The sequence below is a fragment of the Clostridium cibarium genome (assembly GCF_014836335.1).
GTDB classification, from domain to species: Bacteria; Bacillota; Clostridia; order Clostridiales; family Clostridiaceae; genus Clostridium; species Clostridium cibarium.
In genome coordinates, this window is sequence record NZ_JACSRA010000029.1 from 32,046 (window position 1) to 58,917 (window position 26,872).

Sequence of the window (26,872 nt, forward strand, 5' to 3'; positions counted from 1 at the left end):
AAGTACTAACCCATGTTAATATATAACCTACCTAGTTAAAAACTTATAAACTGTTGTATGCTTATATTTCTCTCCAGCCTTTAATATAGGTGATGGAAAATGTTTATGCTTTAAGGCATTAGGAAAATATTGAGTTTCTAAAGCTAATGCTGAGTGCTTTCTGTATATGGCATTATCTGTGCAATTCTCATGTTCATCAAGGAAGTTTCCAGTATATAATTGAATTCCTGGTTTTGTTGTGTAAACTTCCATAGCTCTTCCACTAGCTTCATCGAAAAGTTCTGCTGCTTTTTCTGGTGTCTTCCCACTTACATTAAGAACCCAATTATGATCATATCCGTTTCCAAGTTTTATTTGTTCATAATCACTAAATATTCCATCTTCAATAGCTTTCTCTTCTCTAAGATCTAAAGGAGTTTCCTCCACACTTCTTATTTCACCTATTGGAACACATTCATTATTTATTGCAGTAAATTTATCTGCATTAATCATAATCTTATGTTTTAGAATACTTCCTGATGCATGACCTGACAAATTGAAATATGAATGGCTTGTTAAATTCACTACTGTATCTTTATCTGATACTGCAAAATAATCTATCTCTAGTGAATTTTCATTAGTTAACCTATATATAACTTTAACATTTAAGTTTCCTGGAAAGCCTTCTTCCCCATCTTTACTTAGATAAGAAAGTTCAAGGTATTCATCATCTTCATTTTGTACTATATTTGCATCCCATAAAGCTTTGTGAAATCCCTTAAATCCTCCATGTTGATGATTGTTTCCTTCATTTTTACTTAGGTTATAAATCTCACCATTAATTTCAAAAGCTGCCCCTTCTATTCTATTTGCATGTCTTCCTACGATTGCTCCTAGATAAGGCTCATTTTTAAGATAACCCTCCAGTTTGTCGTAGCCTAATACAATATCATCAAGTTTCCCATTTCTATCAGGTGTTATTATAGAAATTACTACACCTCCAAAGTTTGATATTTTAACTGTCATCTCTTTATTACTTAAAGTAAAAATATCAACGTCTTGTCCTTCTGGTGTCTTTCCATAAAACTCTCTTTTAATCCCCACTATAACACCTCTTTTTCAGTATTTAAGTAATTAATAAATCTCTTAAGACCTTCTTTTCCTTCTTCATTTCTTTTATATACCCCAGCATCTTCAAGAACTCTTAAGAACTTATATCCTACTTCTTTATCTAAAATAATTTGAACAGTTTCTAATGTTATTTCATTTTTATATTTTTCTTTTAATTCATCAGCCCACTTAATGTGATATTCAGCTATTGAATTTTCTTCCCCTAGAAGATATTTCTTAACTTCCTGTAATTCAGTTTTAAGTCTAGCTGGTAAAACTGCAAGTCCCATTACTTCTATTAATCCGATGTTTTCCTTTTTAATATGTTGTACATCTTCATGTGGATGGAAAATTCCTAGTGGATGTTCTTCACTTGTTCTATTGTTACGCAGTACTAAATCTACCTCATAAAAATCTCCTCTTTTTCTTGCAATAGGAGTTATTGTATTATGAGGAATATCCTCTGTAAATGCAAACACTCCACTCTCTTCATCAGAGTATCCTCTCCACTTATTTAAAATATAATCTGATGCTTCTACTAATGATCCTATATTTTCACCTCTTAATCTCATTACTGATAAAGGCCATTTTACAACTGAAAATCTTATATCCTCATAACCATTTACTTTAAATGAAAAATCATCTTCTGATTTTGCCATGGGGAACTCATAAGCTCCACCTTGGTAGTGATCATGGGTTAATATGGAGCCTCCTACTATAGGAAGATCTGCATTTGAACCTACAAAATAGTGTGGAAATTTTTCTATAAATCTAAGTAACCTTTCAAATGCATCTCTATTAATCTTCATATCTCTATGATCTTTACATAGAACTATGCAGTGCTCATTGTAATAAGAATAAGGAGAATACTGTAAGTACCAATCTTCACCTAACAAATCTAAAGGAATTATTCTATGGTTTGAACGTGCAGGGTGATTTATTCTTCCAACATATCCTTCGTTTTCAACACATAGCAAACATTTTGGATAGTTTGTACTTTTAACTTCTTTTGCTTTTGCTATATCCTTTGGATTTTTTTCAGGCTTAGAAAGGTTTATTGTTATATCTAAATCTCCATATTCTGTTCCAACTTTATAGCTAATATTTTTTGCTATTCTCTTGGTTTGAATATAATTATTATTTTTACTTAATTCATAAAAATAATTTGTTGCTTTAACTGGGCTTTCATCATACTTTTTATAAAAATTTCTTATAACTTCCGAAGGCTTACTCATAAAGCAATTCATAATTTTAGATGCTAATATATCTTTTTCATCTGATAAGTCTTCAATTATATTATTTTCTGCTGCAAAATCAACTAACTCATCTAAAATATCAGGTATAGTTTCTTCACTTAAATCAATTGTTTTCTTTTCTATATCTTTTAAATTAAATAAATCCATAACTTGATTTGTACAATATATCTCATCTTGTTTTTCAATTAAATCACTTTTTATAGCTTTTGCAACTAACAATTGAATTTTATCTTGTAGTTCCATAGTAATCCCTCCTTAATCGTTAAAGCCATTTGGGTTATTCTTATGCCAATTCCAAGCATCTTGAATTATCTTTTCAACTGATGTTTTACTTGGAGCCCATCCTAAAATTTCTCTAGCTTTTTTAGATGCTGCAATTAATTTACTTGGATCCCCTGCTCTTCTTTCACCTAATACTGTTGGTATTTGATGTCCAGTTACTTTTCTAGCTACTTCTATTATTTCTTTTACTGAGAATCCAGTACTACTTCCAAGGTTAAATACATTACTTGTATTATTTTTCACTAGATATTTAAGAGCTAAAATATGTGCATCTACAAGATCTTCTACATGAATATAATCTCTTACACATGTTCCATCTTCAGTGTCATAATCCTCTCCATAAATAGTAATAGCTTCTCTCTTTCCTAGAGGTACTTGCAAAACTAAAGGAATTAAATGAGTTTCTGGAGTATGATCTTCTCCTATTTTTGCACTTTCTTTAGCACCTGCTACATTGAAATATCTTAAAGCTACATATTTTATTCCATAAGCTGTATCACACCATTTCATCATCTTTTCCATCATTAACTTAGATTCACCATAAGCATTAGTTGGAGAAGTTTCTGCATCTTCAGTTATTGGAATCTGTTTTGGCTCTCCATAAGTAGCTGCAGTAGATGAAAATACAATATACTTAACGTTAAATTCATTCATAGCTGATAACAAAACTTCTGTACCATATACATTATTATCAAAATATTTAATAGGATTAGTCATTGATTCACCAACAAGGGAATTTGCTGCAAAATGCATTACTCCTTCAATCTTTTCTTTTGAAAATACTCCTCTTAAGAATTCAATATCTCTTATATCTCCTTCATAAAACTTTGCACCTTCTGCAATTGCATCTTTATGTCCAGTTTGAAGATTATCTATAACTATAACATCATAGCCATTTTCAATAAGTTTGCTTGTTGCATGGGAACCTATATATCCAGCTCCCCCAAGAACTAAAACACTCATTAAATTACCTCCTTAGCGCCATCACCAATATTTGCAATATAAAAATCTGCCTTATATCCTATTTCATTTAAGTAAGTATTTGATACGTTTTCTATAAACTTATCTGTAGAATCCTTTTTAACTATAGCTATAGCGCAACCACCAAAACCAGCTCCAGTCATTCTTGCACCAAGGATCCCTTCTTGCTTCCACGCTGTTTCAGCTAAAGTATCTAGTTCTTTTCCTGTTACTTCATAATCATTCTTTAATGAAATATGAGATTGATTAATAAGTTCTCCAAATGCTTTTAAGTTACCTTTATTAAGTTCTTCTGTTGCTTTTACTGTTCTTATATTTTCATAAACAGCATGTTTAGCTCTCTTTAATATAACTTCATCCTTTATTAGATATTTATATTTTTCAAAAGTTTCAGCATCTAATTCTCCTAAAGCATTAATCTTAAGCTCCTTTTGTAAAATCGCTAAAGCTTCTTCACATTCTGCTCTTCTTTCATTATATTTTGAATCTGCAAGTTCACGTCTCTTATTTGTGTTCATTATTATAATGTTGTAATCATCTAACTTTACTGGTGCATATGAATATTCTAATGTATTGCAATCAAGTAAAATTGCACAATCTTTTTTACCCATTCCTATCGCAAATTGATCCATTATTCCACTATTAACACCTATATAATTGTTTTCCACAGCTTTTCCTGTTTTTATTAAGTCTATAGTATCAACATCAAAATTAAACATATTTTTTAGTAAAACTCCAGTTACAAGTTCAATAGAAGCAGATGATGAAAGGCCAGCTCCATTTGGTATTTCTCCATAAAATAAAATATCCATACCTTTATCTATTTTATATCCACTCTTTTCTAAAGTTTGAATCATACCTTTAACATAGTTTGTCCAATTATCTTCTTTTTTGTAATCTAAATCATCTAGACTAACTTCTCTAACTCCTAGGCTATCAAAATTCATGGAATATAATGAGCACTTGTTGCTGTTATTAAAACTTGCTACTGCATATGTTCCTAAAGTGATTGAACAAGGAAATACATGCCCTCCATTATAATCTGTGTGTTCTCCAATAAGATTTATTCTACCTGGCGCAAAGAAAAATCTTTCAGGGCTCTTTGCGAAAACGCTTTCAAATTTCGTTCTTAACATGTCTATAGTGTTCATAACTTTCACCCTCCAATAAATAATTTATATATCAATTATAAATCGATTTCAGTAAAATTTCAATTATTTTTTTACTAAAACTTTATTGCTTTTTTACTAAAGTTTCTAAAAATAAAAAAGCCATTATTGACCTCTCTAATATAATAATGATTAAAATTTTTTATTTAATAACTCAAACGGTAACTTATATTAAATATTTGTATTTATTCATATATATGTTGTATAATTCAATAAAGTCATACAATATATATTTGAGTTTGAAAGGATAAAAGTATAATGAATTATTTCGAAGAAAGTCTTAATATTATGAAAGAACTATATGGTCATGATGTTGCAATGCCACTTGCTACTGTTAATAATAGAGAGGCCAATATAAGGACGGTCAATGCTTATTATAAAGATAAGTCCTTCTATATCACAACATATGCTTTAAGTAATAAAATGAAAGAAATTGTGTCAAATCCTTATGTAGCTCTTAACCATAATCTTTTTGTTGCCCACGGAATAGGGAAAAATATCGGGAATCCTCTAGATGAAAATAATAAAGACATTCGTGAAGATTTGAGAAAAGTTTTCTGTGCCTTTTATGATAAACACGTAAACGAAAATGACATTAACACCTGCATTTTAAAGATAGATTTAAGCGATGCTATCGTCTTCGCCAATAATTATAAATATACAATAGATTTTAATAATGAAGCCTCTTCAAGGGAAAAGTGTGTTATTGATATAGTTTTTTAGTAAGAATTAAAGCTTACTCACGTAATATTATCATTTTCGCAGTAGTATCAAGTATAGCATATATAGGAATATATATTTTGAGAATATACTCCATTTTATGATTCATTCTTCTTATAAATTTAAGGAAAGCCCATTGGCTTTCCTTAAATTCAATACAATATTAAAGTCTATTTTAAAAAGAACTATTTCTAATAACTAACTCCGTTGATAGGCTGACCTTTTTAGCTATAGTTCTTCCGTTAATTCTCTCTACTAATAGCTCTACTGCAGTTTCCCCCATATTTTCAGTATATACCTTTACTGAACTTAGTGGCGGATTTAAATATTGAGCTACACTTATATCATTAGCACCAATTATATTAACTCTATTAGGCACTTCTACTGCCTGTTCTGTAAGTGCTCTTAATGCCCCAATTGCCATAGTATCATTTGCTACAAAAAAAGCTGTTGGCAACTCTTCTTTTAATTCAAGTATCGCTTTTTTCATTAGATTATATCCATCATCCACAGTAAATTTACCTATGTATATATTTTTTTCATTATATAGCTTAAGCTTTTTCAAATAGTTTTTAAAGGTTATTCCTCGTACATCTTCAACATAATCACTATTATCTTTAAAAAACTCTGTCCCACCAATATATCCAATGTTTTTATGCCCATTTTTAATATAATGATCAATTACATTCTTTGTTGCTAATTCAAAATTTGTAACAACAGAGTCAAAAATATTTTCATTTGGAGAATAATCAACAAAAATAACATTAGAATCCTCGCTAGCAAATCTAGCTATTTCATCTTTACTAAACTTTCCAACAGCTATGATATTTTGTATATTTTCATCCTTTATTTCAGAAACATTATCTTGAGTATACATTGCAACACCAAAGTTTAATTCTTTACACTTTTTTTCTATTCCAAGTCTTATTGATAAATAATACAAATCATTTAACTCTTCTTCTTCTGTGTACCACTTAACTATGGCAACTCTATTGTTGCTCTTCTTTTTAGTAATATGTTTATCATAAGAAAGTTCTGATGCAATTTCAAAAATTTTCTTTTTAGTTTCGTTACTTGTTGATATAGTTGGGTCATAATTAAGTACTCTTGAAACAGTAGAAATTGACACCCCAGCTCTTTCAGCAATATCTTTGATCGTTGCCATGTTTAACCTCCAATTATTCTATATTTCTCTTAATTTCTCTTATCTTTAGTAAAATTTTAATTTTATTTTACTAAAAAGTCAATTAATATTTGACGATCTAACCTTATTCATTAATACACCTTACTTTTATATCCATTATATTTATTTGTTTATTATACGCTTTTTGATCCACTGTTTAAAAAATATCAATTGTTTTTCAGTATGAAAATAATGCTCTCCCTGTTCATATACTTCTAAACCACAGTTAAATTGTTCTGCAAATTTTGATACAACATCTAATTCACACAAATTATCCTTTGATCCATATAGAATTGACGTTTCATTATTCCAATTAGTTATAGGATGTTCCTTTACATAGCAGTAATAATCCCAATATAATGTTTCTCCAATAGGTGTTGAAATCTCCTTTTTAGCCTTTAATTGCTCTTCATTTACATTAAACCATGTCATCATATTATTTATTATACGTTTCATATCTACTACAGGCGAAAGGAATAAAGACTGCTTTATTGGTTCATTATTATATGCTAACAAACTAAAATATGCTCCCATGCTACAAGCAAATATACTTATATTATTTGATAATGATTTTGCATAATTCATAATAACATTAAGATCTTCAACACAGTTTTGAACTTTACAAAGATAAGGTTCATCCTTGCGGTCACCATGCTCAGGCAAATCAAAACTAAGCACCTGATAGCCTTTTTCTACTGCCTCTTCTGCAAATATAACAATAACATCATCTGCCTTATTTGACATATTACCATGCACCGCTATAAATAACTTATCTGAATTCTCTCCCCACAAGATAGCAGGAATATTTTTTATTTTTATATCCTGTTTTTTCATCATAAACTCCTCTTTATTTCTATATTAACATTATATTGTTCATGTTTATTAATTACAATAATCCCAGATAAACCATAAAACAAAAACACTTAATTCTATATAAATAAAATGAGCCATTTTCACAAAGAAAATGGCTCATTTAATACTTATTTATTTAAAATTATATGTTTCTTGCAACTTCGTATGCATTCCATATTGCATACATAATATTTTGTACTTGACTTGCATCTCCAATTAAATGAACTTTTGGCATTTCAAATTTGATGTCATTATATAAACTTTTTTCTGAAACATAGCCTATACAAACTATAGCAGAATCAGCTTCTATAACTTCTTCTTTATCTCCTGATTTTAAGATAAATCCATTATCTGTTGCTCCAATTACAGAAGTGTTTAATCTAAGATCAATATCCTTAAAGTTAACTAAATCTTTAAGCATATCCTCGTTAGCGTGACATAATGGTCCACCAACTTTTAATATTCCATCTTGTAATTCTACAAGGGTAACTTTTTTACCTTTATCAGCTAACCATAAAGCTGTTTCACATCCAACAAGCCCTGCTCCTATAATAACTGTTGATTCTCCAGCTTCTTCTTTTCCTAAAAGTACATCTTCTGCAGTAAATACTTTTTTAGAATTATCTATGTTAAGAGTTCTTGGAGTAGAACCTGTAGCTAATATAATTTCATCAGCTTTTAATTCTTTTAACATCTCTTTTGTAACTGTTGTATTATAATGAACTTCTACATTTAAGTCTTTTAATTCATTAGTATACCATTTAGCTAGAGCTCTATCATCATCTTTAAAATCAGGTACTCCACCTGGTATTATGTTTCCACCAAGTCTATCTGTTTTTTCAAACAATGTTACTTTATGACCTCTAATTGCACAAACTCTTGCTGATTCAAGACCTGCTACTCCCCCACCTACTATTACAACTGATTTTTTTACTTCAGCAGGTTTTAATCCATATTCATTCTCTCTTCCACAAGCTGGATTAACAGCACAAGATATTGTTGCATATGATGCAAGTCTTCCCATACATCCTTCTTGACAAGAAAGACATGGTCTTACTTTATCATATTCATCAGCTAATATTTTATTAGGAATTTCTGCATCTGCAAGTAATGGTCTTCCAAGAGCTATCATATCAGTCTTTCCATCTGCTATAGCACTGCTAGCTAGTTCTGGATCTTCCATTCTTCCTGCAGTTATAACTGGAACCTTAAGAACATTCTTTAAGATTTCATTATAAGGTATATATAATCCTTTTTCTTGATACATTGGCGGATGACTCCAATACCATGAATCATATGAGCCTACATCTCCATTAAAAGCATCATATCCTGCTTCTTCAAGAATTTTTGCTGCTTCTATACCTTCTTCTATATCTCTACCCTTTTCTTCAAATTCTTCTCCTGGTAGAGCTCCTTGCTTCCAATCTTTTATAAAACTTTTAATGCTATAACGTAAAGAAACTGGGAAATCTTGTCCACAACTTTCCTTAATAGCTTGTACTATTTCTATAGCAAATCTTAATCTATTTTTTAAACTTCCACCATATTCATCTGTTCTATTGTTAAAGAATGAAATTGCAAATTGATCTAAAAGATATCCTTCATGAACTGCATGAATTTCTACTCCATCAAATCCTGCCTTTTTTGCAATAGCAGCTGATTCAGCAAATTTTCTAACATATGTTTTTATCTCTTCAACAGTCAGTTCTCTACAAGTAACACCTTCAATCCATCTATGTGGAATAGGTGATGGAGCTACAGCTGTTCTTCCTACTATTGAAGGTATACTAACTCTTCCAAATCCAGCTGATAATTGAAGAAATATTTTAGCACCATGAGCATGAACTCTTTCAGTCATTAATTTTCCTGTCTTAACAAAATTAAGAGGATTTAATGTAGGACATGGCATTGATGGTAGAGCACACTTCTCGATATCGTTTTCGACCATAGTAACACCAGTCATAATAAGTCCAGTACCACCCTTTGCTCTCTCAACATAATACTCTACTCCGCGCTCATTGTAAGTTCCATCTGCATCACATAACCCGCCTGGTCCCATAGGCGCCATTACAAATCTGTTCTTAATTTCTAACTTACCAATTTTTATTGGCTCATAAAGATTTTGATATTTTGCTTTCATTTTAGAACCCTCCATCCATAATTAACATTTTTTCATAAGTAAATTCACTGAATCAATTCACTGAACAATTTCATTATAATTTCTTTGATATATTTTTGTCAATCTGTTTTGTTTAAATAATATCAAGATATTGTTTTATTTGACAAAAAAACTTTATGAAATATAATTAACTTTAGAATATTTTTTAGAGGAGAAATATATGAAAAATCAAGGACTAACCAGTCGTCAGTTACAAGCACAAAAGACTAAAAATAAACTTTATAAGATTTCAATTGAATTACTTGAAAAGCAAGGATATGAAAAATTAAAAATTGAAGATATATGCAAGAAAGCCGGTGTATCTGTAGGTTCTTTTTATAATTATTTTAACTCAAAGAATGATATACTTATAGAAGTATATAAACGAGCTGATAATTACTTCGAAAATGAAGTAAAAAATAATCTTACAAGTACTAATAATTTAGATAAAATAATTGAATTCTTTGATTACTATGGAAAATATAACGATATAGTTGGTATTGATATAATGAAACAATTATATAATTCTAGCAATAAAATATTTCCTCAAAAAGGAAGACTCATGCAAGTCTTGCTCAAAGAAATTATACTTGAAGGACAAAGCAAGAATGAAATATCATCAAATATGACACCTGAAGAAATATGTGATTATCTTTTTATTTCAGCTAGAGGCCTTATTTATGACTGGTGCCTCCACGATGGCACTTATAACATAGTTGAAGCTATGCATAAATATATTTCATTACTTATTACTATATTTAAAGCTAATAATTAATTTAGAACTATACTCGCATTATTACAAATTATTCATTTCATTTCTCATGCTTTTATAGTAGACACTATATATATTTATACTAAATAATAAAAATCGCAAATTCATCTTTGAAAATGCGATTTTTACTATTTACTTTATTATATCTCTATCTGAGCTTTTAGATAAACTTAGTTTTTCCATCCTAAATCCTTTTGAATTTGAGAAGCAAGTTGATTTGCCATAAGTTCATGTGTTTTCACACTAGGATGCCAATCTTCCCCTAAACCATTTGCAAAATCTTGTGCTGGGAATTCAATAAAATGAACTTTATTATCTCCAGAAGCTTCTTTTGAAGTAGCTATTTGACTTATATAGTCCCTTGCACTATTAAGATTATCCCCACCAAGCATAGGTCCTACTGCACAGTAAATATCAGCCTTTGGATAATCTGTACGCACTTTATTTACAAGTCTTGTATATGCGTTTGTAAATGCAACTTTATCTGGAACTCCTATGCTGTAGTCATTAGTACAAAGATTTATAACTACAACTTGTGGAACCCAATTTTTAGAATCCCATTTTAAAGTTTTGTCATATGGTAATACTTGATCTACTAAATCTGGCATTACATCTGTAGTATCTCCCCCATAATTACGAATTACTCCTTTTCCTGACCAACAAATAGTCATTGGATCTGCTCCTAAAAGCTTAGCTGTCAAAGCTCCATAAGCTAAAGATGCATTTTCATTTTTAGTTGTAAATGTTTGATACTGGCTTGTTCCCTCATTTCCATAACCACAAGTAATTGAATCACCAATAAACATTATACGTCTTGAAGAAGCTGCTGGAGGAGAAGATAACTTTCCATTTGAAACCTTGAATCCTAAAAATTGAGCCTCTCCTACATTAGCTTCTGTCCTTTTAACTAATTCTATAGTATGCTTCTTTTTGCTCAAACCAGATGCTAACACGATAGGTGATGTTGTTGTAGGTGTAACATTAATAGGTTTCTGATTTACTCCATCAACTATTACATTAAACCAGTTATCTCCTGATGATTTTAAATTTACACTTATCCCAGTTCCACTGAAATTAGCTTTTATAGTAGTGTCACTCCATGCAAACTTTGGCCCAGCAGAATCTCTTGTATCAAAACGACCAACAAAAAGAGCCCGTGATTTTGACTTCTTATCGTTTAGATTTTGAGAATTAATCTCTGGCAAATTATTAAAGGTTGATTGACTAAAATTATACACAGTACTAGAGTATTCTTTATTTTGTTTCAACTCATTTATACCATTAGTTGTAGATGCTTTTGCCATTGGTGTAAAACTAATTAATGCCATAGACATGGCTAGTAAAAAAGTAATCTTTTTTTTCATGTTAGTTCCCCCTCGTCTTTATTATTTACATCTACATTATATATATTTTTAATCTTTGAACATGCAAAATGTCGTAAACTATTCACTATTTCTCATAAATAAAAGAGAATCTTGTTTAAAGAAATATACCATCTCATATTACATACAAATTATAATATAAACTTTTCTATTTCTAGTGCTACTCCATCATTTTGTACTGTATCTGTAATTTTTTTTGCATAACTTTTAACATAATCATCGGCATTTCCCATGGCTATTCCGCATCCCACTGTTGATAACATTTCTATGTCATTTTTTCCATCACCAAAAGCATAACTATTTTCTATAGGAATACCTAAGTACTCTAACGCCCTTAAAATTCCTGATGCTTTTGAATTTGTTTTTGAGTATAACTCAAATAAGCCTCCATCTTCATTATGAATATAATCAAGCTTACCTTCTATTAAAGATGAACAATATTCTATTCCACTTTTATCATTGCATACCATTTCAATTTTATATATATCCACCTCTTCAAGATTGTAATCATCTTGTAGATATTTTTTAGGTATGCTATAAGAATCATATATGGAATGTAATTTTTTATATTCATCTTTAATATATGAGTATATTTCCCCTTGCAATATATATTCAATATTATTTCTTTCAAAGTTAATTACTAACTCTTTTATAAGCTCTTTATCAATAGGTTCTTTATATATACACCTATCTTTAATTTTTACATATGCTCCATTGGTAAGTACAAAACCATCAAATCCAAAATCATATAAAGCGTCATTTAAAAATGCATATGGTCTCCCTGTTGCTATAAAAACATAATTTCCTTTTTGTTGCAATTTGCGTATAGCTTTTTTCACTTTATCAGTAATATCTGTAATTCCATTTAAGCAATCCATTAAAGTTCCATCAATATCAAAAAATATTGCCTTTTTCATAATTTCACCTTACCCCCTGCTCCTATTATCATTCATTACTATTTATTATTATTTACTACCATTATAAGCCATTTTTTCTTATAGTTCAATTGATTTTATTGATTTTTAATTTAATTATTGCTAAAATAAAACTAAATGAGAATGAATTGGAGGAAACTATGTTTATTGAAGAAAGATACAAACATATATTAGACTTATTAGAAAAGGACGGAAAAGTATTAGTAAAAGATCTAAGCTCACAATTTCAAGTAAGTGAAAGTATGATCAGAAAAGACCTTCAAGTTTTAGAGAAAAACAACTTACTACAACGTACTTATGGTGGCGCTATTAATATAAAACGTACTTTAGTAAATAGCGAAAGTTTCTCCAAGCGAGTTGAAAAAGATATGGATTTGAAAAAAATCATCGCTCAAAAATCCTATAATCTAATAAAAGATGACGATACAGTTTTTTTAGATGCATCAAGTATTTCATATATTATTGCCAAACTAATTTTACAAAATAATAAGAATATCACATTAATTACAAACATGGTTGAAATATCATCAATAATCAAATCAGATTCAACTACACATATTATTTTTATAGGTGGAGATTATAATTATATTGTAGGTGGAAATGTAGGCTCTCACTCTAATGAACAGATAATGCTTTATCGATGTAATAAAGCATTTATAGGCTGTACTGGAATAGATCTTCAAGATGGCAGTGTTACTACTTGTGAATCTGAAGATGCTGGAACTAAAAAGGCTATAATGAAAATTTCTAAAGAATTATTTCTAATGGCACCAAATGAAAGATTTAATATAGATGGAATTTTCAACTTTTCAAATATATCAGATTTTCATAGTATAATTACAGAAACTGCGCCTAATAATACTATAACTACTTTACTTAATCAATATGATGTAAATTTAATTTAAAGCTATACTAAAGCTTTTTTAAGATACATAATTCTATTAGAATTAATTTTACAATTGAAACTCTTATAGATTCTTTAAAATCTAAATAGGCAAAATGGAAGTTTTTGGTATAAAGTAAGAGAACACCTAGGAAGGTGTTCTCTTACTTTATAATTTAATTATATATTAATCAAATCAATCCTCTAGTGTTAACTGGGATTTAAATACTATTACAGCATTACCAGACACTTTCACTTCCACAGGTTCTTTATCTTCTATCTTTACCTCAACTTCAATGATACCTGCTCTACCTATAGCTTCCCCTTGTTTAGCCTTAAATTTAAATGTAGAATTATCATGCTCTACAAGATTATAATGAACAAGATATGCACCTAAAGGCCCATTTGCATTACCTGTAACAGGATCTTCATTAATACCTATTGCCGGTGCAAACATTCTCCCATGTATTAAAATATCCTCATCTTCTGAATCTACTGTGAAGACATAATATCCATTACAATTAATAATTTTGCTTAGCTTTGAAAGGGCATTATAATTGGGCTGCAATTTATTTAAGGTTTCAATACTTTTTATACCTACCATAACTTTAGAATGACCAGTTGAGACAATCTGTACTTCATAATCTTCTAGTAAATCACTATTTTCTATACTTAATGCTGCTAAAAGCTCTTCCTTATTTGCACCGTCAATAATATCTCCAAATTCAATTTTTCCTTGAGTCATAATAATTTTATAATCTTCATTTTCCTTTACGATGTCTACAGGCAAAATTCCAGCACCTGTCTTATGATAAACTCTTGAAGTGTTAAGACTATTTTCAATGACCCTAGCATAATGAGCAGCAATTGTAGCATGTCCGCAAATAGGCACTTCATTTGATGGAGTAAAAAAGCGCACATGTAAATCATACTCATCACTATCTGAAGAGAAAATAAAAGCTGTCTCTGAATTATTAAGCTCCCTAGCTATTTTTTGCATTTCGTAATCCGTTAATCCATCTGCATTAGTTATTACACCTGCTGGATTACCAGTGAATTTTTCCTTTGTAAATGAATCTATTTGATATAAATTAATTTTTCTTGCCATAACTCCCCTCCGTAACACGCCATATATTATATTCTAACTATACCATATTAGGTATTATGAATAACATAAAATAATATTCAAAAAATAGTTTTATAAATTTAACATGACGGCACACTAGTTTGTATTAATAGAAAATAATTATTTTTTAATAAAAATTACAAAAACTCTTGTAGTTAAAATAAAAATTTGTCATAATGGTAGAATAATTATAGAAAGGATGTGATTTAGATGGACTTACAAGAAAAAATACTTGAATTACTTGCTAAAGAAGACGCTATGAAATCAGTAGAAATTGCTGAAGCTCTCGGAGTTGATAAAAAAAATGTAGATAAAGCTATTAAACAGCTTAAAGCTGATGAAAAGATAATATCTCCAAAAAGGTGTTTTTACTCTGTAAACAAGTAATATCCCAAACTGCTTACAGTAATAAAAGTGGCAGTAAATCCTAGAATAACGGATTTACTGCCACTTCTATCTTATCTAGCTTTTTTCTCTTGTTTAAAAGTCCTTTCGATGCTCTCACACACCTCTTTAAGAGGACATCCTTTACAGTTCCTTATTATTTGTTCATCTAAAAGTGTACAAACAATATCATCATTTATCAATTTCCTACACCTCTTTTATAAATTTATTATTCATAAAAGTTATATTCATTTTCCCCAAAATATCCAAAAAATAATGAAACTTTTTATAAAAAACTTTCATAAAGCAATCTTTAACTTCTTTGTAGCCTTAAGTAATATATTAAAAAACAATTACTATATACTAAATACAACCTATTAAATCACTTTTATTTTCAAATCCAAACTCATAATTTTCTATTCTCCATTCCCCATTATAAATAGACTCGACTCTTAAATAATTGTTAGCTTTGCCAACTTTAATGATAAATATATTCCTTCTTGCTAATTCATAACTATTAAAATAATTTATAACAAATCTACTAAAAAACCTTTTTTCATCCTTAGTTAATCTATTATATCCATCAACTTGATTAAGCTTTATATCATGAATATAAAACAAATCTTCAAGTGTTCTTAACTTATAATCCTTTAACCCTCTTTCCTCATATAATCTTTCTACTCTAAACTTATTCAAAATTCTCACTCCCTTCCCATATCTCTCATCAAATCTAGCTTATAATTTCCATTAGATATATTTCCCCTATAAGATAATTATAACCAATATTTTACATATTGCGCAAGAACTTTCTGGAATATTTGTTAATTTTTGTTGCAAACATGCAATTCCTATACTTAATAAAAAAAGGTTTGATTCCACTTAAATATGGATATCAAACCTTTAATATATAACTTATAGTTTATAGTCATTAATTCCAAAAACTGAAATTCATAGCTGTTGGAACTTTTTTAGCTGTAATTTCATTTCTCATCTTAGCTATGGCTGCATCAACTTCTGCTCTTATAGCTTTTTGTTTTGCTGCATCTACCATTGCTATATTTCCACCCTTTGGTGCTTTTAAACTCTTTACTGAAAATGCTTGTACATTTGTAAATGTTCCAGCTTTCATTAGATCAAGAACATAGTCTCCACCTTTATTTCCAAATGCCATACCATTAACTAAATCAATTGTACCAGTTCCATTATTTTCATCAAAACCTTTTGACTTATTATCAAAAGCTAGACAGTTTTTCATCTTTCTTAAACCACTTGTTTGAGCTCCATATTTTGATGATCCTGAACCCATCTTAAATCCATTTCCATTTCCACTACACTTACCAACAGTTAAATCCTTATCTGTTTGAAGTCCATTTGCTTTATCATATGCTCCAGTAAAAATAGTTGGATCTCCATTGTGATATGCTACACAATATTCATATGTTACATCACTATCTTCTATAGCAAAACTATCCCAAGCATCATCTGAGTTTTCAGCTGATACACAGTGCGAGAATACATTACCTGTTCCAAGGAAAAGTTTCGCTGCAAATCCATCAGCATTTCCACCCTTTGTTAATGGGTCAAAGTTTCTATAAGCTACGCAACCTGTTACTATATTATTGCTTGGACGTACATGAATCCCTGCCTCTTCAAGTCCATTACTACCTGAGATTTGAAGTCCTGCATCACCATTATAGTTAAATGCACAGTTAATTATTTTATTATCATCAGGTTTTCCTGTTACTTGCTTAGCAGCTGGTATTGTACTATTATAATTTGGTTTTATAAGCATACCATTATCATATGCATTTTCTACTGTAATACCTTGAATTGTATAATTACCTCCACTTATTCTAACACCTGCATATCCATCCCCAGTTTTCTTAGGACTTGCTTTTTTAGCTGCTTCTCTAAATGAAGTAAAATCTAAAACTGGAGAATATCCATCTGCTGCCTTAATTGTAATGCCTGAATTCACTTTATCTAGTACAAGTTGGCTTGTACAATTAAGAGTATTTGTTGCAATTTCAATTGTTTGACCAGCAGTTGCAGATGCAACAGCTGCTTTCAATTCATCAAAAGACTTAACTGTAATAACATTTGCAGTTTTTACTGCCCCTACTTTTGTTGCTTGAATAGTATTAGCTGTGTAAGCACTTACATTATTATCCCCTGAGAAATAAGAAACAGACAAAGTCATAGCTACAACCATAGCTGAAACAGTAACCTTTGATAGTATCATCTTTAATTTTTTTGACATAGAAACATCTCCTCTTTAATTATTAAGTATTTTAAATTAATAATTTTGTATACATCTTTAAATGCACACATATGTTTACGTTTTCAATAAAATTTTAATATATTAGTATTTTTTTGTAAATATCCTTTTCTTTAAATTGTATTTTTTATTCTTAAAGTAATTAATTGTCATTAGGTTTCTCTTTTTGCGACATCTTTTTAATGTTTTAAGATTTTTCTTCTCACTTCTTGTATACACTCAATATAAAAAATGAAAGCATACTGAGTTTTTACAAACTAGTATACGTATTATTTATATGATCCACTTAACTGCATCTAATAAGTTCTCTGCATAATAATCTATATTAACATTAATGAATTTATTACTGACTGATTAAATATAATTAATTATGCATGAAAATGCTTAAAATTTTCATGAGTATTATTAATATGTAAAAGGAGAATTCATTATGTCACAAGTTATTGATTCTAAGACTGAAAAACATACTTATGGTACATTGTTCTTAAAAGAAACGGTAACTACAACACTCACTCTTCTTTATACTGGAAGTACAACCACCTACGGACTTAATTACGATTCCAAGTTTTCAGGCATAAAAGACGGTCATGTTCAAGGAGGCCCAATTTCTGTTTCTGACAATATTACAGTTGTAGTTAATGCTAATCCAAAGGTAACCGTTATAATTAGCGAATTCAACAATAACATTGAAAATCATTATATTTCCTTACATGTTATTATAAAAGTAGACATTCCTATAATAGGAGAAGAAACTATTTATGATCAGACACTTGGTGGAAAATACAATCCTGATAAAACTGGATGGGAAGTTGCTCTTTCAAATGTACAAACAAAACTAGAAAATTCTTTGAAATAAAATATTTATATCAAGACGATATTTATTTTATAGTATATCATAAATAAGATTAAAGCTTAGTTTATTATTTTCTTATATAAACTAAGCTTCTTAAATATTTTACGTTAAATAATTATTCTGCTAAATTATTTTTTCTCACTACTTTACAATGCAACCTAGTAGGGCTATAATAAAATCACTAGGTTGTATTATAAGGTAGGTGGAAATATGGCAAATACTTCACAATTACTAAAGGGTGTACTAGAGGGTTGCATCCTCAAGGTTATTAAGAATAGAGAAACTTACGGTTATGAGCTTTACAGTATAATGAAAGATTATGGATTTGAAAATATATCCGAAGGAACTCTTCATCCTTTACTAATAAGACTTGAAAAGAATGGACTCATAAAATCAGAATTAAGAGACTCCCCTTTTGGTCCCAAGCGAAAATATTTTTCACTAACAGAAAAGGGTAAAAGCGAGCTTGAAGAATTTGATACTTCTTGGAATGATATAGTAACCACTGTAAGGAATATATGGGAGGATAATAAAAATGAGTAGTATGAAAGAATTAATTAATGGTTTAAATAAATCAAAAGAAAATTTATCTGAAAGTAACAGAAAAATATTTGATGGAATAATAATTTATATTAGGTGCTCTAACATTAAAACAAGAGATGCAGAGGAATTTCTTCAACAAACACTAGATAATTTTATCTCTGCTGAACATCAAAATATTTCTATAGAAAGTTATTTAGGTACAAGTGATATAAAAGGTTATTGCAAAGAAATTGTAGATACTTACAAATCTACTTATAATAAACTTAGCCTTATGGTTCAATATATATGCTATGCTGCTTTAGGACTAACAATACTTTTGTCAATATCATACCTTTCACAAAATATCCAAGCTATATTAAAAAACGGTTTATCTAGTTTTAGCTTAAATATGCTTATTACTCCTATTATAGTTCTAGAATTAATTCTAGTTATCCCTCTAACGCTAGCTGCAATCACATGGGCAAAGCACAAAAGTTTTAAAGAATATACAAAAAAGCAATCTATTATTGAATTTTTTGTAATGTGGTTTATTATGGTGTTATTTATAGGTGCTTTAGTATTAGTCGGATTATTATTAAAAAAGGTAGTACTTTTTTCAATTCCAATATATATTTTACTTCCTATTTTAATACTAATTTATTTCATAAGTAACCATCTTCTAGAAAAGCAATAATAAATTCAATATAAACTAAGTGGCACATTTGGTGTTTATATACACTAAATGTACCACTTTATTTTAATTACTTTAATAACTCTACAAAATCTGAAAACACTGCTATCTTTTTCTTTAATTCAAGAAAATCTCTAAACTCTGCTCCATCACCATCTTTAATTTCCTTCTTAAAAGATTCAAATTTATCTACAGATTCTTTAAGGCATAATAAGAAAATTTTTATATCATCTGTATATCCATTTTTAATAGCTTGTTCATAACAATCCAGAGCTTTTAATAGATCTTTTTCTACTCCGATGCCTATATAATAACAGTTTGCAAGACGATATGTTCCTATAGTTTCTCCAAGTTTATGTGCTTTCTTAAAGTATTCATAAGCTTTTTTTCTATCCTTCTTTTCTACACCATTTCCCTCAAGATACGCTAGTCCTAAACAGACATATGCTAAAGGATTTTCATTCTCTTTAGACATTACAAATAATTCTACTGCCTTATTGTAGTCTCTTTCTAATTTGTCACCATTATAATAACATGCCCCTAAATGACATTGAGCTTCCCCATGTCCATTTTTAGCTGCCATATTAAGCCACTTAATTCCTTCCTCATCGTTAATTTCAACTCCATCTCCGTTGAAATACATCTGAGCATACCTATATTGTTTTTCTATATTCTCCATATTAACTTTTTTAGCATCATATTTTAAGTCTTTTCTTCTCATTAAATCTATAACATTCTCCATAAGCTACCCCATTTAATTTTTTATTTACCCATAGTTTTTATCGTAGCTTTTTGTAATTAATTTATAGCTTAATATATTCATTCTAAGTGGGGATTTTACATATTTAACACTCTGTATTTATACTGCATAATTACGGTATAATATCCAAGCTAGAATATAGAAATGCCGTAGTAGGAAGATGGAAAGATTATTTACTTATTTAAAACTTTCCCCTTCTCAATTTCCTTAACTCCAATTTGATGGCTAAACAGATTAATTCTTTCCTTAAAATAATTACTAAGAGCCTTATCCTCACACCATATGTAACATCCTTTAAGGCCTCTAGTCATAAGGATTCTATAAGTATTTTTAATCAGTTCATCACTAATCTTTAAAGCCTTTTCTTTGTCTTCCTTATATAACTTCTTAATTCCATTTAAGCTTTTATCTGTTTTTGCTCTTTTAGTAAAATCAGTTACTATCTTTCCACCTTCAAATCTTAGATCATTTCCTATAATTACTCCAACATATTCAAATTCAAGGCCTTGTGAAGTATGTATGCATCCACATTCTTTTATAGATTCTTTATCAATTGCCCATGTTGTGCTATTACTTAGATTCCACTTCATTTTGAAATCATATTCCGGAAACTCTATATCATATTTATCATTATTTTGCTTTTTAGTTATCCACTCATAACAATATCCTGCAAGAAGCCTAGCTTTATTATTTGTTTGATTTTTCTCTTCTATAGCTTGTCTCATTTCTGCTGGACTATCAAACACCTTAAAATCAAAATCAAATTCAAATCCATCAAAATTGCCTGTTTCTCTTATTTCTAAAATATCATCAAGCCAAGAAATATATCCATCGGATCCATTACATCTAAATTGTGATGTAAGCTTTAACTTTCTAGTTTTCACAGATAATGCTTTAGCATGTTTTTCCACTTCTTCTATGCTTCCTATATCATCCATGGTAACTCTTTGATTGTTATCTACAAAAAATATAGATACTTTTGCTGTATTTATAATTTCTTTTATTTGATTTTCACCTTTATTCTTAAACATACCTGATTTGGCATTAAGTCTATGAGCTTCATCTACTATTAAAACATCTATTTCATTTTCTGTGGTATCAGTATATACACCTGATCCCTTAAATAAGTTATTGATATATTTTTGAGTATAATTCCCTTTAAGCTTTTCCGTATAAACATATCTAGGTGCAGCATTTTTAGTTACATACTGACAATTTAAATCCATGTTACATATCTTAACTAAAAGATTTATAGCTAGTACAGACTTTCCTGTACCAGGCCCACCTTCTACAATTATTGCTTTCTTTTTATTACTTTTAATAGAATTGCGAACAGTTCTTATAATGCTTTCATAAGCTACTTTTTGATCATCTATCATTACAAATTCTTCATTTCCATCTATCATAACTTTTAAAGCATCTTGAAGTGACTTTGATGGACGTATTTTGCCACCTTCAATGTAGTAAATACCTTTGCCTTGGTCTGCCTTTTTTACATATTTACAGATGAATTCTCTAAGCTTTATAACATCACCTTTTGTATAGGCAGGTGCTTTATGTAGCCAATTATTATAAACTTCACTTTCAAGAGGATCATTTTCTTCTTTCTTTATGTAGTTATGTAGATATGCGCAAGGATGTAATTTTATATTTTTCTTTTCTACTGCATCATTGTAATCTTCAATTAGACTTGCATATGACCATGCTTGATAAGATGGATGAGCCGTTTTTACTCTACTGTTTCTTCTCATTGCAGTCCTTACTATGGCATCTTCATCTTCTACTGCTTCTACTTCATCCCATTGTTTTAGCTCCACTATGATTACATTTTCTTTATCCTCTTCATCAAGCCCAGTTAGGATAAAGTCTACTCTTTTTGATGTAGCAGGAATTCTGTATTCTATGGCAACTCCACATTCATCTGGAATATCATTTGTGTTAAGTGCTTTGTACATGTAGAGCATTGATCTATCCCATGCCTTGAATTCTGCTTCTCTGGTTTTTCCTATTTTATTTTTGTATTCTCTATCTATTAGTATGCTGATTTCATCATTTGTTACATGATCCATGAAATCTTTTTTGCTTGCTTGATATACAATCACTTTCTTTTTCCCCTTTTTGTAATTTATTTAACAATTACTTTATTCTTTTAGTATTGCCCTATTTAGGGTCTCATCAAATGAATCTTCTCCTACTTCTTTCGCACTTTTCGCATCAAAAAATATTCCTTAAGTTTTTTCACCTAAGCTAATTGCTTATAGTATTGAAATTTCTCTTTCATTAAAGAAATCAATGAATTTAACCTATTTATCATAAATTAATCTATATTTCCCTATCTACTTTTAAATAAAATTCTCCAAAATCGCAAATCCCTGATTAACAGCAATATTATACACAGGCATTATTTCTTGTTTTATTCTCCTATAAAACTCTTCCAAAGACTTTTCATTCTTAAATTTCTTAGCATCTTCAACCTTTAATATTTCTCTATATTCCTCAACTTGATTTTTTCTATTTTTATCCACAACATAAGAAAAAGCTTCATACTGTAATCCACAAAACTTGTTCACATAAGTATCACAATCTAACAAATTATCACTTTTCTTACTATTGACATTTTTAAAAGTAGGAACCAAATTCCACATCTGATCATGAAGCACAAAACTCCAAGGGATAAAATGATCAATACTTAAAACTCCATACTCTTTAAAATTTTCTTTAGTGAAATCTAAACCAGTATACAGATCCTTTATATGTTTCTCTTCAATTATTTCTTTCCATATATCTGCTTTTACTCCTAGTTTTCTATTTTTAGGAGCTTCCAATTTCATTGCTATCCCTGGTACATTTAGATTACGTTTTTGAAGAAAACATACAAGTTTGTAATATGCCCAGCCTTGAATAATCTTGTAATTATATTTTAAATAATTACCCCATTCTTCTTTAACTCTGATGCAATTTTCATTTTCCTCATTTTTATATATTTCATAAATACACTTATCACTTTCCATCGACAGCTCTTCTATTAACTTATTTACTTTTTTAAGACTTTTAAGCTTGTCCTCAAAGAATGGTGCTAAAAATCTATACGGTACATTTAATGTTAGTTCTTTAAGCATCTTATTTAATTCCCTATCATCAGATTCATATATAAAATTTAAAAGCTTATTATTATCATAATTGCTAACAAAATTATAAGTGTCTGAAATATAATTAACTACCTTAGCTAAATTATCTCATAACCCAAAACTAAGCCTACATTTTAATAGAGGATACCACGCTTTAACTACCATCCTACATATAAGTTTCCTAAATTCAATTTGTAAATTTCCAACTGAAATTTCATCCAATAAGGATAATAACCAATACATTTTGTAACTTGCAACTACCCTATCATCTTTTAATACTCTTGAAAAAGTCAAATAATCAACTTCATTACTGTATGGTACTTCTGAAATTTCTTTTGGCAATACTATAGATTTTTCTGAAACATATATTTTGCTCATAAAATTTACACCTACTTTTAATTCTTGTATCTACATTTTAACATATAATCTTAAATTCTCCTTATAATATAACTTCATATAAAATAAAAAAAGATATTAATCATCATAGTTTTTAGTAAAACCAATTAATATCTTAATCTATTATCTATCTCTTATTTTTAACTCTAATATTATTTATATGTTTCTTTTTCACATCATCTGACACACACGTATATGGCTTTAACTTCAAATAAATTTTATTAATTTTATCTTCACCATATCTTTCTTTAGAAATACTGCTAAGTCCATTTATTGCCCTAGTTAAATTATTTCTATTAACAACTTTAACCCTTTGTGACTCAACTGTTATTTTCTTTAATGTGCATCTCTCACTAAATACTATAACTGATTTTATAGAACTTTCATCTATGTTTAAAACCTTTGCTAAATTCTTTATGTGTGTATTATTTTGCATAATGGGATTATAGAATTTTTCCTTTCGCCCATTTGGAAATGTCTGCGTCCAATACCTACTCTTTTCATTTCCAAATATCCAACTACTATAATTTTTAGATTCAATAGCATAAATTCCAGTCTCATGTATGAATACTAAATCAATTTCCGTTGTTTCTCCATTCTGCTTTGGTAAATACACATTCGTAAGTATCTTCTTACAACCTTTTATATTTTCTAATTTGTTAAATGACAAATATTCGCCATAATTTCCTGCATTAAACCTAACTTCAAAATAGTTCTTCTTTGATTCTTTCTTGTAGTTGCTACTATTATATATCTCTATTTGAATAATTGCATATATTACAATTAATAAAATTAACAATAAAAATAAAATCAATTATATATTCCCCCTAAGATAAATTCATATTACTTACATATTATCACACTATATCCAAATACCCTTATAAATTTATTATTCTGAAAATAGAATTACACATATATTTACTATCTACTCTTTCCCTAATACCATTTCCTAAATGTACTAAACCACATTTAATAGATTTAGCTCCTTCTGTGAGTCGCTTTCTCATAATATCCTACACCCAAACTCTCCCAAGGCCCATTTTACCAGCATATTCTTCAGAATATTACCATATTACCATATATATTCTTCAGAATATCACCATAAAAGAATACTAATCCCCTTACTTAATTTCACACCTAGATAATGTGTAATTACCTCCTCTCACTAATCTTCTAAACAAAAAAGATATGGACTAGTTCTATCTAAAACTAATCCATATCTTTTTAAAACTTAAATATTTTATTTATCTCTATTTACAACTACGCATCTTCTTTGCCTTGTAAAAGTCCTTGCAGAAGTTATACCTTCTCCTGTAGGCCCAGCTATAGTGAATGTAGTAAAACCTTCACCTCCAAGACCTACTCCAGCAAAGGATTTAGAATTCTCAACAAAAATAGTAGTGTCTATTTCTTTTTCAAATCTATTTAAGTTTTCTATATCTTTTGAATACATATAAGCACTATGCTTTCTTCCTTGCTCTGCTTTTTTAGCACATTCTATTGCTTCATCAATATTTTTAACTCTTACAATAGGAAGTATAGGCATCATAAGCTCTGTCATAACAAAAGGATGGTTTGCATCTACTTCACATATTATACATTTGATATCCTTAGCTGCATCAATACCTATTTCACTCAATAATAATCTTGCATCTTTTCCTACCCACTTTTTATTAATTGCATATTCTATTTTTGAATCAGTATCTTTCTTTTCCAATACCAAATTAATCAATTTTTCTACACAATCCTCGCCTATTATCATGGCATTATTCTTAATCATATCTTTTATTAACTCATCAGCTACATTTCGAAAAACAAATACTTCTTTCTCTGCAATACAAGGCAAGTTATTATCAAAAGCACATCCCTCTATAATATTTTTTGCAGCATTTTCTATATCAGCAGTATCATCAACAATGACAGGAGGATTTCCTGCACCTGCGCATACAGCTTTTTTACCTGAGTTTAGGATTGCTTTTACAAGTCCAGGTCCTCCAGTTCCACATAGAAGTTTTACATTAGGATCCTTCATAATTATATCTAAAGATTCCATAGTAGGATCCTTTACCATAGTAACTAAATTTTCAGGACCTCCACAGGATAGTATTACTTTATTTATCATATGAACAGCAAATGCAACACATTTTTTTGCATTTGGATGTGCATTAAAGACTACAGAGTTTCCAGCTGCTATCATTCCTATACTATTACATATAACAGTTTCTGTAGGATTTGTTGAAGGAGTTATTGCTCCTATAACACCATATGGCGACATTTCTACAATGGTAAGTCCATCATCACCCTCCCAAGCAGTAGTAGTTAAGTCTTCTGTTCCTGGTGTATATTTAGCTAATAATTCATGTTTTAATATTTTATCTTCATAGTTTCCCATTTTAGTTTCTTCAAAAACAAGCTTTGCTAAAACTTCCTTATTTGCTAATGTAACACTTTTAATTTTCTCAATAAATTTCTCCCTGTCTTTTTTCTTATATGAAGAGATTAATTTTTTTTGAGCTTTTACAGCACTTTCAATAGCATCTTCTACTTTCTCAAATATACCAAGACAAGGAGTTTCCTTATCTATATCTTTTATTGAATCTATTAATGTATTTTCCATTTTACGTTACCTCCATATTTTAATAATATAATTATCAAAATAAAGTTTCAGCTTAAGTGAAAATTTAAAACTTTATCTTGATTTAGCGTGCAAATTTTAAGAATATTTACGTCAACATGGCCACCTCTAATTAATTAAGAAAACTATTATCGTCATAAGATATTGTTAAATCCTTCACACTTTAATGGACAGCATATCAAGTATATCATTAGGAGTGACACAATCTAAAAAGCATTTTCATTACTCTAATCCTATCTCTAAAACAAATCTTAAATATATAGTGCAATTAATTTATTCATGAGTACCTCCTTAAAATAGATGAGTCTTACATGATTATTGCTTATCCGGATAACTAAACCAACTAGTATATAGATATTATAATGCTAAAATATTACAAATAGTAATTTTATTTCCAAATAATTAGTGATAAATAAGTAAAGCGTTTACAATTAAAG

At 29.3% G+C, this 26,872-nt stretch carries 25 protein-coding genes and 1 pseudogene; 7 read left to right on the top strand and 19 right to left on the bottom strand.

All coding sequences use genetic code 11. The features are described from left to right. Positions 1–27: 27 nt before the first annotated feature. From H9661_RS15855 to H9661_RS15870, 4 genes are read right to left on the bottom strand one after another with little or no spacing between them, the layout of a single operon-like run. Entirely contained in the window at positions 28–1,083 is a 1,056-nt protein-coding gene (locus H9661_RS15855; protein ID WP_191769719.1) for a galactose-1-epimerase, read from the bottom strand. Then, positions 1,083–2,588 carry a UDP-glucose--hexose-1-phosphate uridylyltransferase gene (gene galT, locus H9661_RS15860; protein WP_191769721.1) on the bottom strand — a complete coding sequence of 502 codons (1,506 nt, stop codon included), beginning with the start codon at positions 2,586–2,588 and terminating at the stop codon, positions 1,083–1,085. Before galT ends, H9661_RS15855 begins: the two co-directional genes overlap by 1 nt. 12 nt (positions 2,589–2,600) lie before the next feature. Beyond that, positions 2,601–3,590, bottom strand: coding sequence for a UDP-glucose 4-epimerase GalE (galE, locus tag H9661_RS15865; RefSeq protein ID WP_143315406.1), 990 nt, complete (start codon positions 3,588–3,590; stop codon positions 2,601–2,603). Next, positions 3,590–4,759 (bottom strand): galactokinase, encoded by a 1,170-nt coding sequence (locus H9661_RS15870; RefSeq protein ID WP_207729700.1) that lies wholly within the window; start codon positions 4,757–4,759, stop codon positions 3,590–3,592. Before H9661_RS15870 ends, galE begins: the two co-directional genes overlap by 1 nt. A 276-nt stretch (positions 4,760–5,035) precedes the next feature. Here H9661_RS15870 and H9661_RS15875 point away from each other — a divergent pair, with 276 nt between their 5' ends. Then, positions 5,036–5,500 carry a pyridoxamine 5'-phosphate oxidase family protein gene (locus H9661_RS15875; RefSeq protein ID WP_191769723.1) on the top strand — a complete coding sequence of 155 codons (465 nt, stop codon included), beginning with the start codon at positions 5,036–5,038 and terminating at the stop codon, positions 5,498–5,500. Between the two features lie 172 nt (positions 5,501–5,672). Here the strand turns inward: H9661_RS15875 and H9661_RS15880 are convergent, their stop codons facing one another. From H9661_RS15880 to H9661_RS15890, 3 genes are all read right to left on the bottom strand, one after another. Then, positions 5,673–6,662 (bottom strand): LacI family DNA-binding transcriptional regulator, encoded by a 990-nt coding sequence (locus H9661_RS15880; RefSeq protein WP_143315408.1) that lies wholly within the window; start codon positions 6,660–6,662, stop codon positions 5,673–5,675. 141 nt (positions 6,663–6,803) lie between these two features. Beyond that, a complete protein-coding gene (locus H9661_RS15885) occupies positions 6,804–7,514 on the bottom strand; it encodes an alpha/beta hydrolase (protein ID WP_143315409.1) in 711 nt (236 codons plus the stop codon). A 160-nt stretch (positions 7,515–7,674) separates the two neighbouring features. Continuing rightward, a complete protein-coding gene (locus H9661_RS15890) occupies positions 7,675–9,672 on the bottom strand; it encodes an oxidoreductase (protein WP_143315410.1) in 1,998 nt (665 codons plus the stop codon). Positions 9,673–9,871: 199 nt separating this feature from the next. Between H9661_RS15890 and H9661_RS15895 the strand changes: the two genes are divergently transcribed. Next, the gene (locus H9661_RS15895; RefSeq protein WP_143315411.1) at positions 9,872–10,465 is read left to right on the top strand and encodes a TetR/AcrR family transcriptional regulator; all 594 of its coding nucleotides are present in this window, start codon (positions 9,872–9,874) and stop codon (positions 10,463–10,465) included. A 167-nt stretch (positions 10,466–10,632) separates the two neighbouring features. On the opposite strand, the gene H9661_RS15900 is transcribed toward H9661_RS15895, so the two are convergent. Beyond that, entirely contained in the window at positions 10,633–11,826 is a 1,194-nt protein-coding gene (locus H9661_RS15900; RefSeq protein WP_191769725.1) for an SGNH/GDSL hydrolase family protein, read from the bottom strand. Between the two features lie 149 nt (positions 11,827–11,975). Beyond that, a complete protein-coding gene (locus H9661_RS15905; protein ID WP_191769727.1) occupies positions 11,976–12,761 on the bottom strand; it encodes an HAD family hydrolase in 786 nt (261 codons plus the stop codon). Between the two features lie 158 nt (positions 12,762–12,919). Between H9661_RS15905 and H9661_RS15910 the strand changes: the two genes are divergently transcribed. Further along, positions 12,920–13,684, top strand: coding sequence for a DeoR/GlpR family DNA-binding transcription regulator (locus H9661_RS15910; RefSeq protein WP_191769729.1), 765 nt, complete (start codon positions 12,920–12,922; stop codon positions 13,682–13,684). Positions 13,685–13,858: 174 nt separating this feature from the next. Here H9661_RS15910 and H9661_RS15915 read toward each other — a convergent pair whose 3' ends face one another. Beyond that, positions 13,859–14,770, bottom strand: a complete 912-nt coding sequence (locus H9661_RS15915; protein ID WP_191769731.1) for a PhzF family isomerase — start codon at positions 14,768–14,770, stop codon at positions 13,859–13,861. A 228-nt stretch (positions 14,771–14,998) separates the two neighbouring features. Here H9661_RS15915 and H9661_RS15920 point away from each other — a divergent pair, with 228 nt between their 5' ends. Continuing rightward, positions 14,999–15,175: a winged helix-turn-helix transcriptional regulator gene (locus H9661_RS15920; protein WP_191769733.1), complete on the top strand. Its 177-nt coding sequence runs from the start codon at positions 14,999–15,001 to the stop codon at positions 15,173–15,175. 71 nt (positions 15,176–15,246) lie between these two features. Here the strand turns inward: H9661_RS15920 and H9661_RS19915 are convergent, their stop codons facing one another. From H9661_RS19915 to H9661_RS15930, 3 genes are all read right to left on the bottom strand, one after another. After that, positions 15,247–15,375, bottom strand: coding sequence for a hypothetical protein (locus tag H9661_RS19915; RefSeq protein WP_279232036.1), 129 nt, complete (start codon positions 15,373–15,375; stop codon positions 15,247–15,249). A gap of 160 nt (positions 15,376–15,535) precedes the next feature. Then, positions 15,536–15,868, bottom strand: a complete 333-nt coding sequence (locus H9661_RS15925; protein ID WP_191769735.1) for a hypothetical protein — start codon at positions 15,866–15,868, stop codon at positions 15,536–15,538. Positions 15,869–16,100: 232 nt separating this feature from the next. Then, positions 16,101–17,432, bottom strand: coding sequence for a right-handed parallel beta-helix repeat-containing protein (locus H9661_RS15930; protein ID WP_191769737.1), 1,332 nt, complete (start codon positions 17,430–17,432; stop codon positions 16,101–16,103). A 448-nt stretch (positions 17,433–17,880) separates the two neighbouring features. On the opposite strand from H9661_RS15930, the gene H9661_RS15935 reads away from it, so the two are divergent. The 3 genes from H9661_RS15935 (at position 17,881) to H9661_RS15945 (ending at position 19,519) form a co-directional block, all read left to right on the top strand. Next, the gene (locus H9661_RS15935; RefSeq protein WP_143315440.1) at positions 17,881–18,306 is read left to right on the top strand and encodes a hypothetical protein; all 426 of its coding nucleotides are present in this window, start codon (positions 17,881–17,883) and stop codon (positions 18,304–18,306) included. 207 nt (positions 18,307–18,513) lie between these two features. Then, positions 18,514–18,846 carry a PadR family transcriptional regulator gene (locus H9661_RS15940; protein ID WP_191769739.1) on the top strand — a complete coding sequence of 111 codons (333 nt, stop codon included), beginning with the start codon at positions 18,514–18,516 and terminating at the stop codon, positions 18,844–18,846. Then, entirely contained in the window at positions 18,839–19,519 is a 681-nt protein-coding gene (locus H9661_RS15945; RefSeq protein ID WP_191769741.1) for a hypothetical protein, read from the top strand. Before H9661_RS15940 ends, H9661_RS15945 begins: the two co-directional genes overlap by 8 nt. Before the next feature lie 67 nt (positions 19,520–19,586). On the opposite strand, the gene H9661_RS15950 is transcribed toward H9661_RS15945, so the two are convergent. From H9661_RS15950 to H9661_RS15970, 6 genes and pseudogenes are all read right to left on the bottom strand, one after another. After that, complete coding sequence (locus tag H9661_RS15950; protein WP_191769743.1) at positions 19,587–20,258, bottom strand: tetratricopeptide repeat protein; 672 nt, start codon at positions 20,256–20,258, stop codon at positions 19,587–19,589. Between the two features lie 191 nt (positions 20,259–20,449). Further along, positions 20,450–22,378, bottom strand: a complete 1,929-nt coding sequence (locus H9661_RS15955; protein ID WP_191769746.1) for a DNA/RNA helicase domain-containing protein — start codon at positions 22,376–22,378, stop codon at positions 20,450–20,452. Between the two features lie 240 nt (positions 22,379–22,618). Beyond that, positions 22,619–23,782 (bottom strand): annotated as a pseudogene (locus H9661_RS15960) (HNH endonuclease domain-containing protein). A 145-nt stretch (positions 23,783–23,927) separates the two neighbouring features. Beyond that, complete coding sequence (locus tag H9661_RS15965) at positions 23,928–24,614, bottom strand: nuclease-related domain-containing protein (RefSeq protein ID WP_143315455.1); 687 nt, start codon at positions 24,612–24,614, stop codon at positions 23,928–23,930. 64 nt (positions 24,615–24,678) lie between these two features. Further along, the gene (locus H9661_RS19920) at positions 24,679–24,807 is read right to left on the bottom strand and encodes a hypothetical protein (protein ID WP_279232037.1); all 129 of its coding nucleotides are present in this window, start codon (positions 24,805–24,807) and stop codon (positions 24,679–24,681) included. A 233-nt stretch (positions 24,808–25,040) separates the two neighbouring features. Next, positions 25,041–26,417, bottom strand: coding sequence for an aldehyde dehydrogenase family protein (locus H9661_RS15970; protein ID WP_191769748.1), 1,377 nt, complete (start codon positions 26,415–26,417; stop codon positions 25,041–25,043). Between the last annotated feature and the right edge of the window lie 455 nt (positions 26,418–26,872).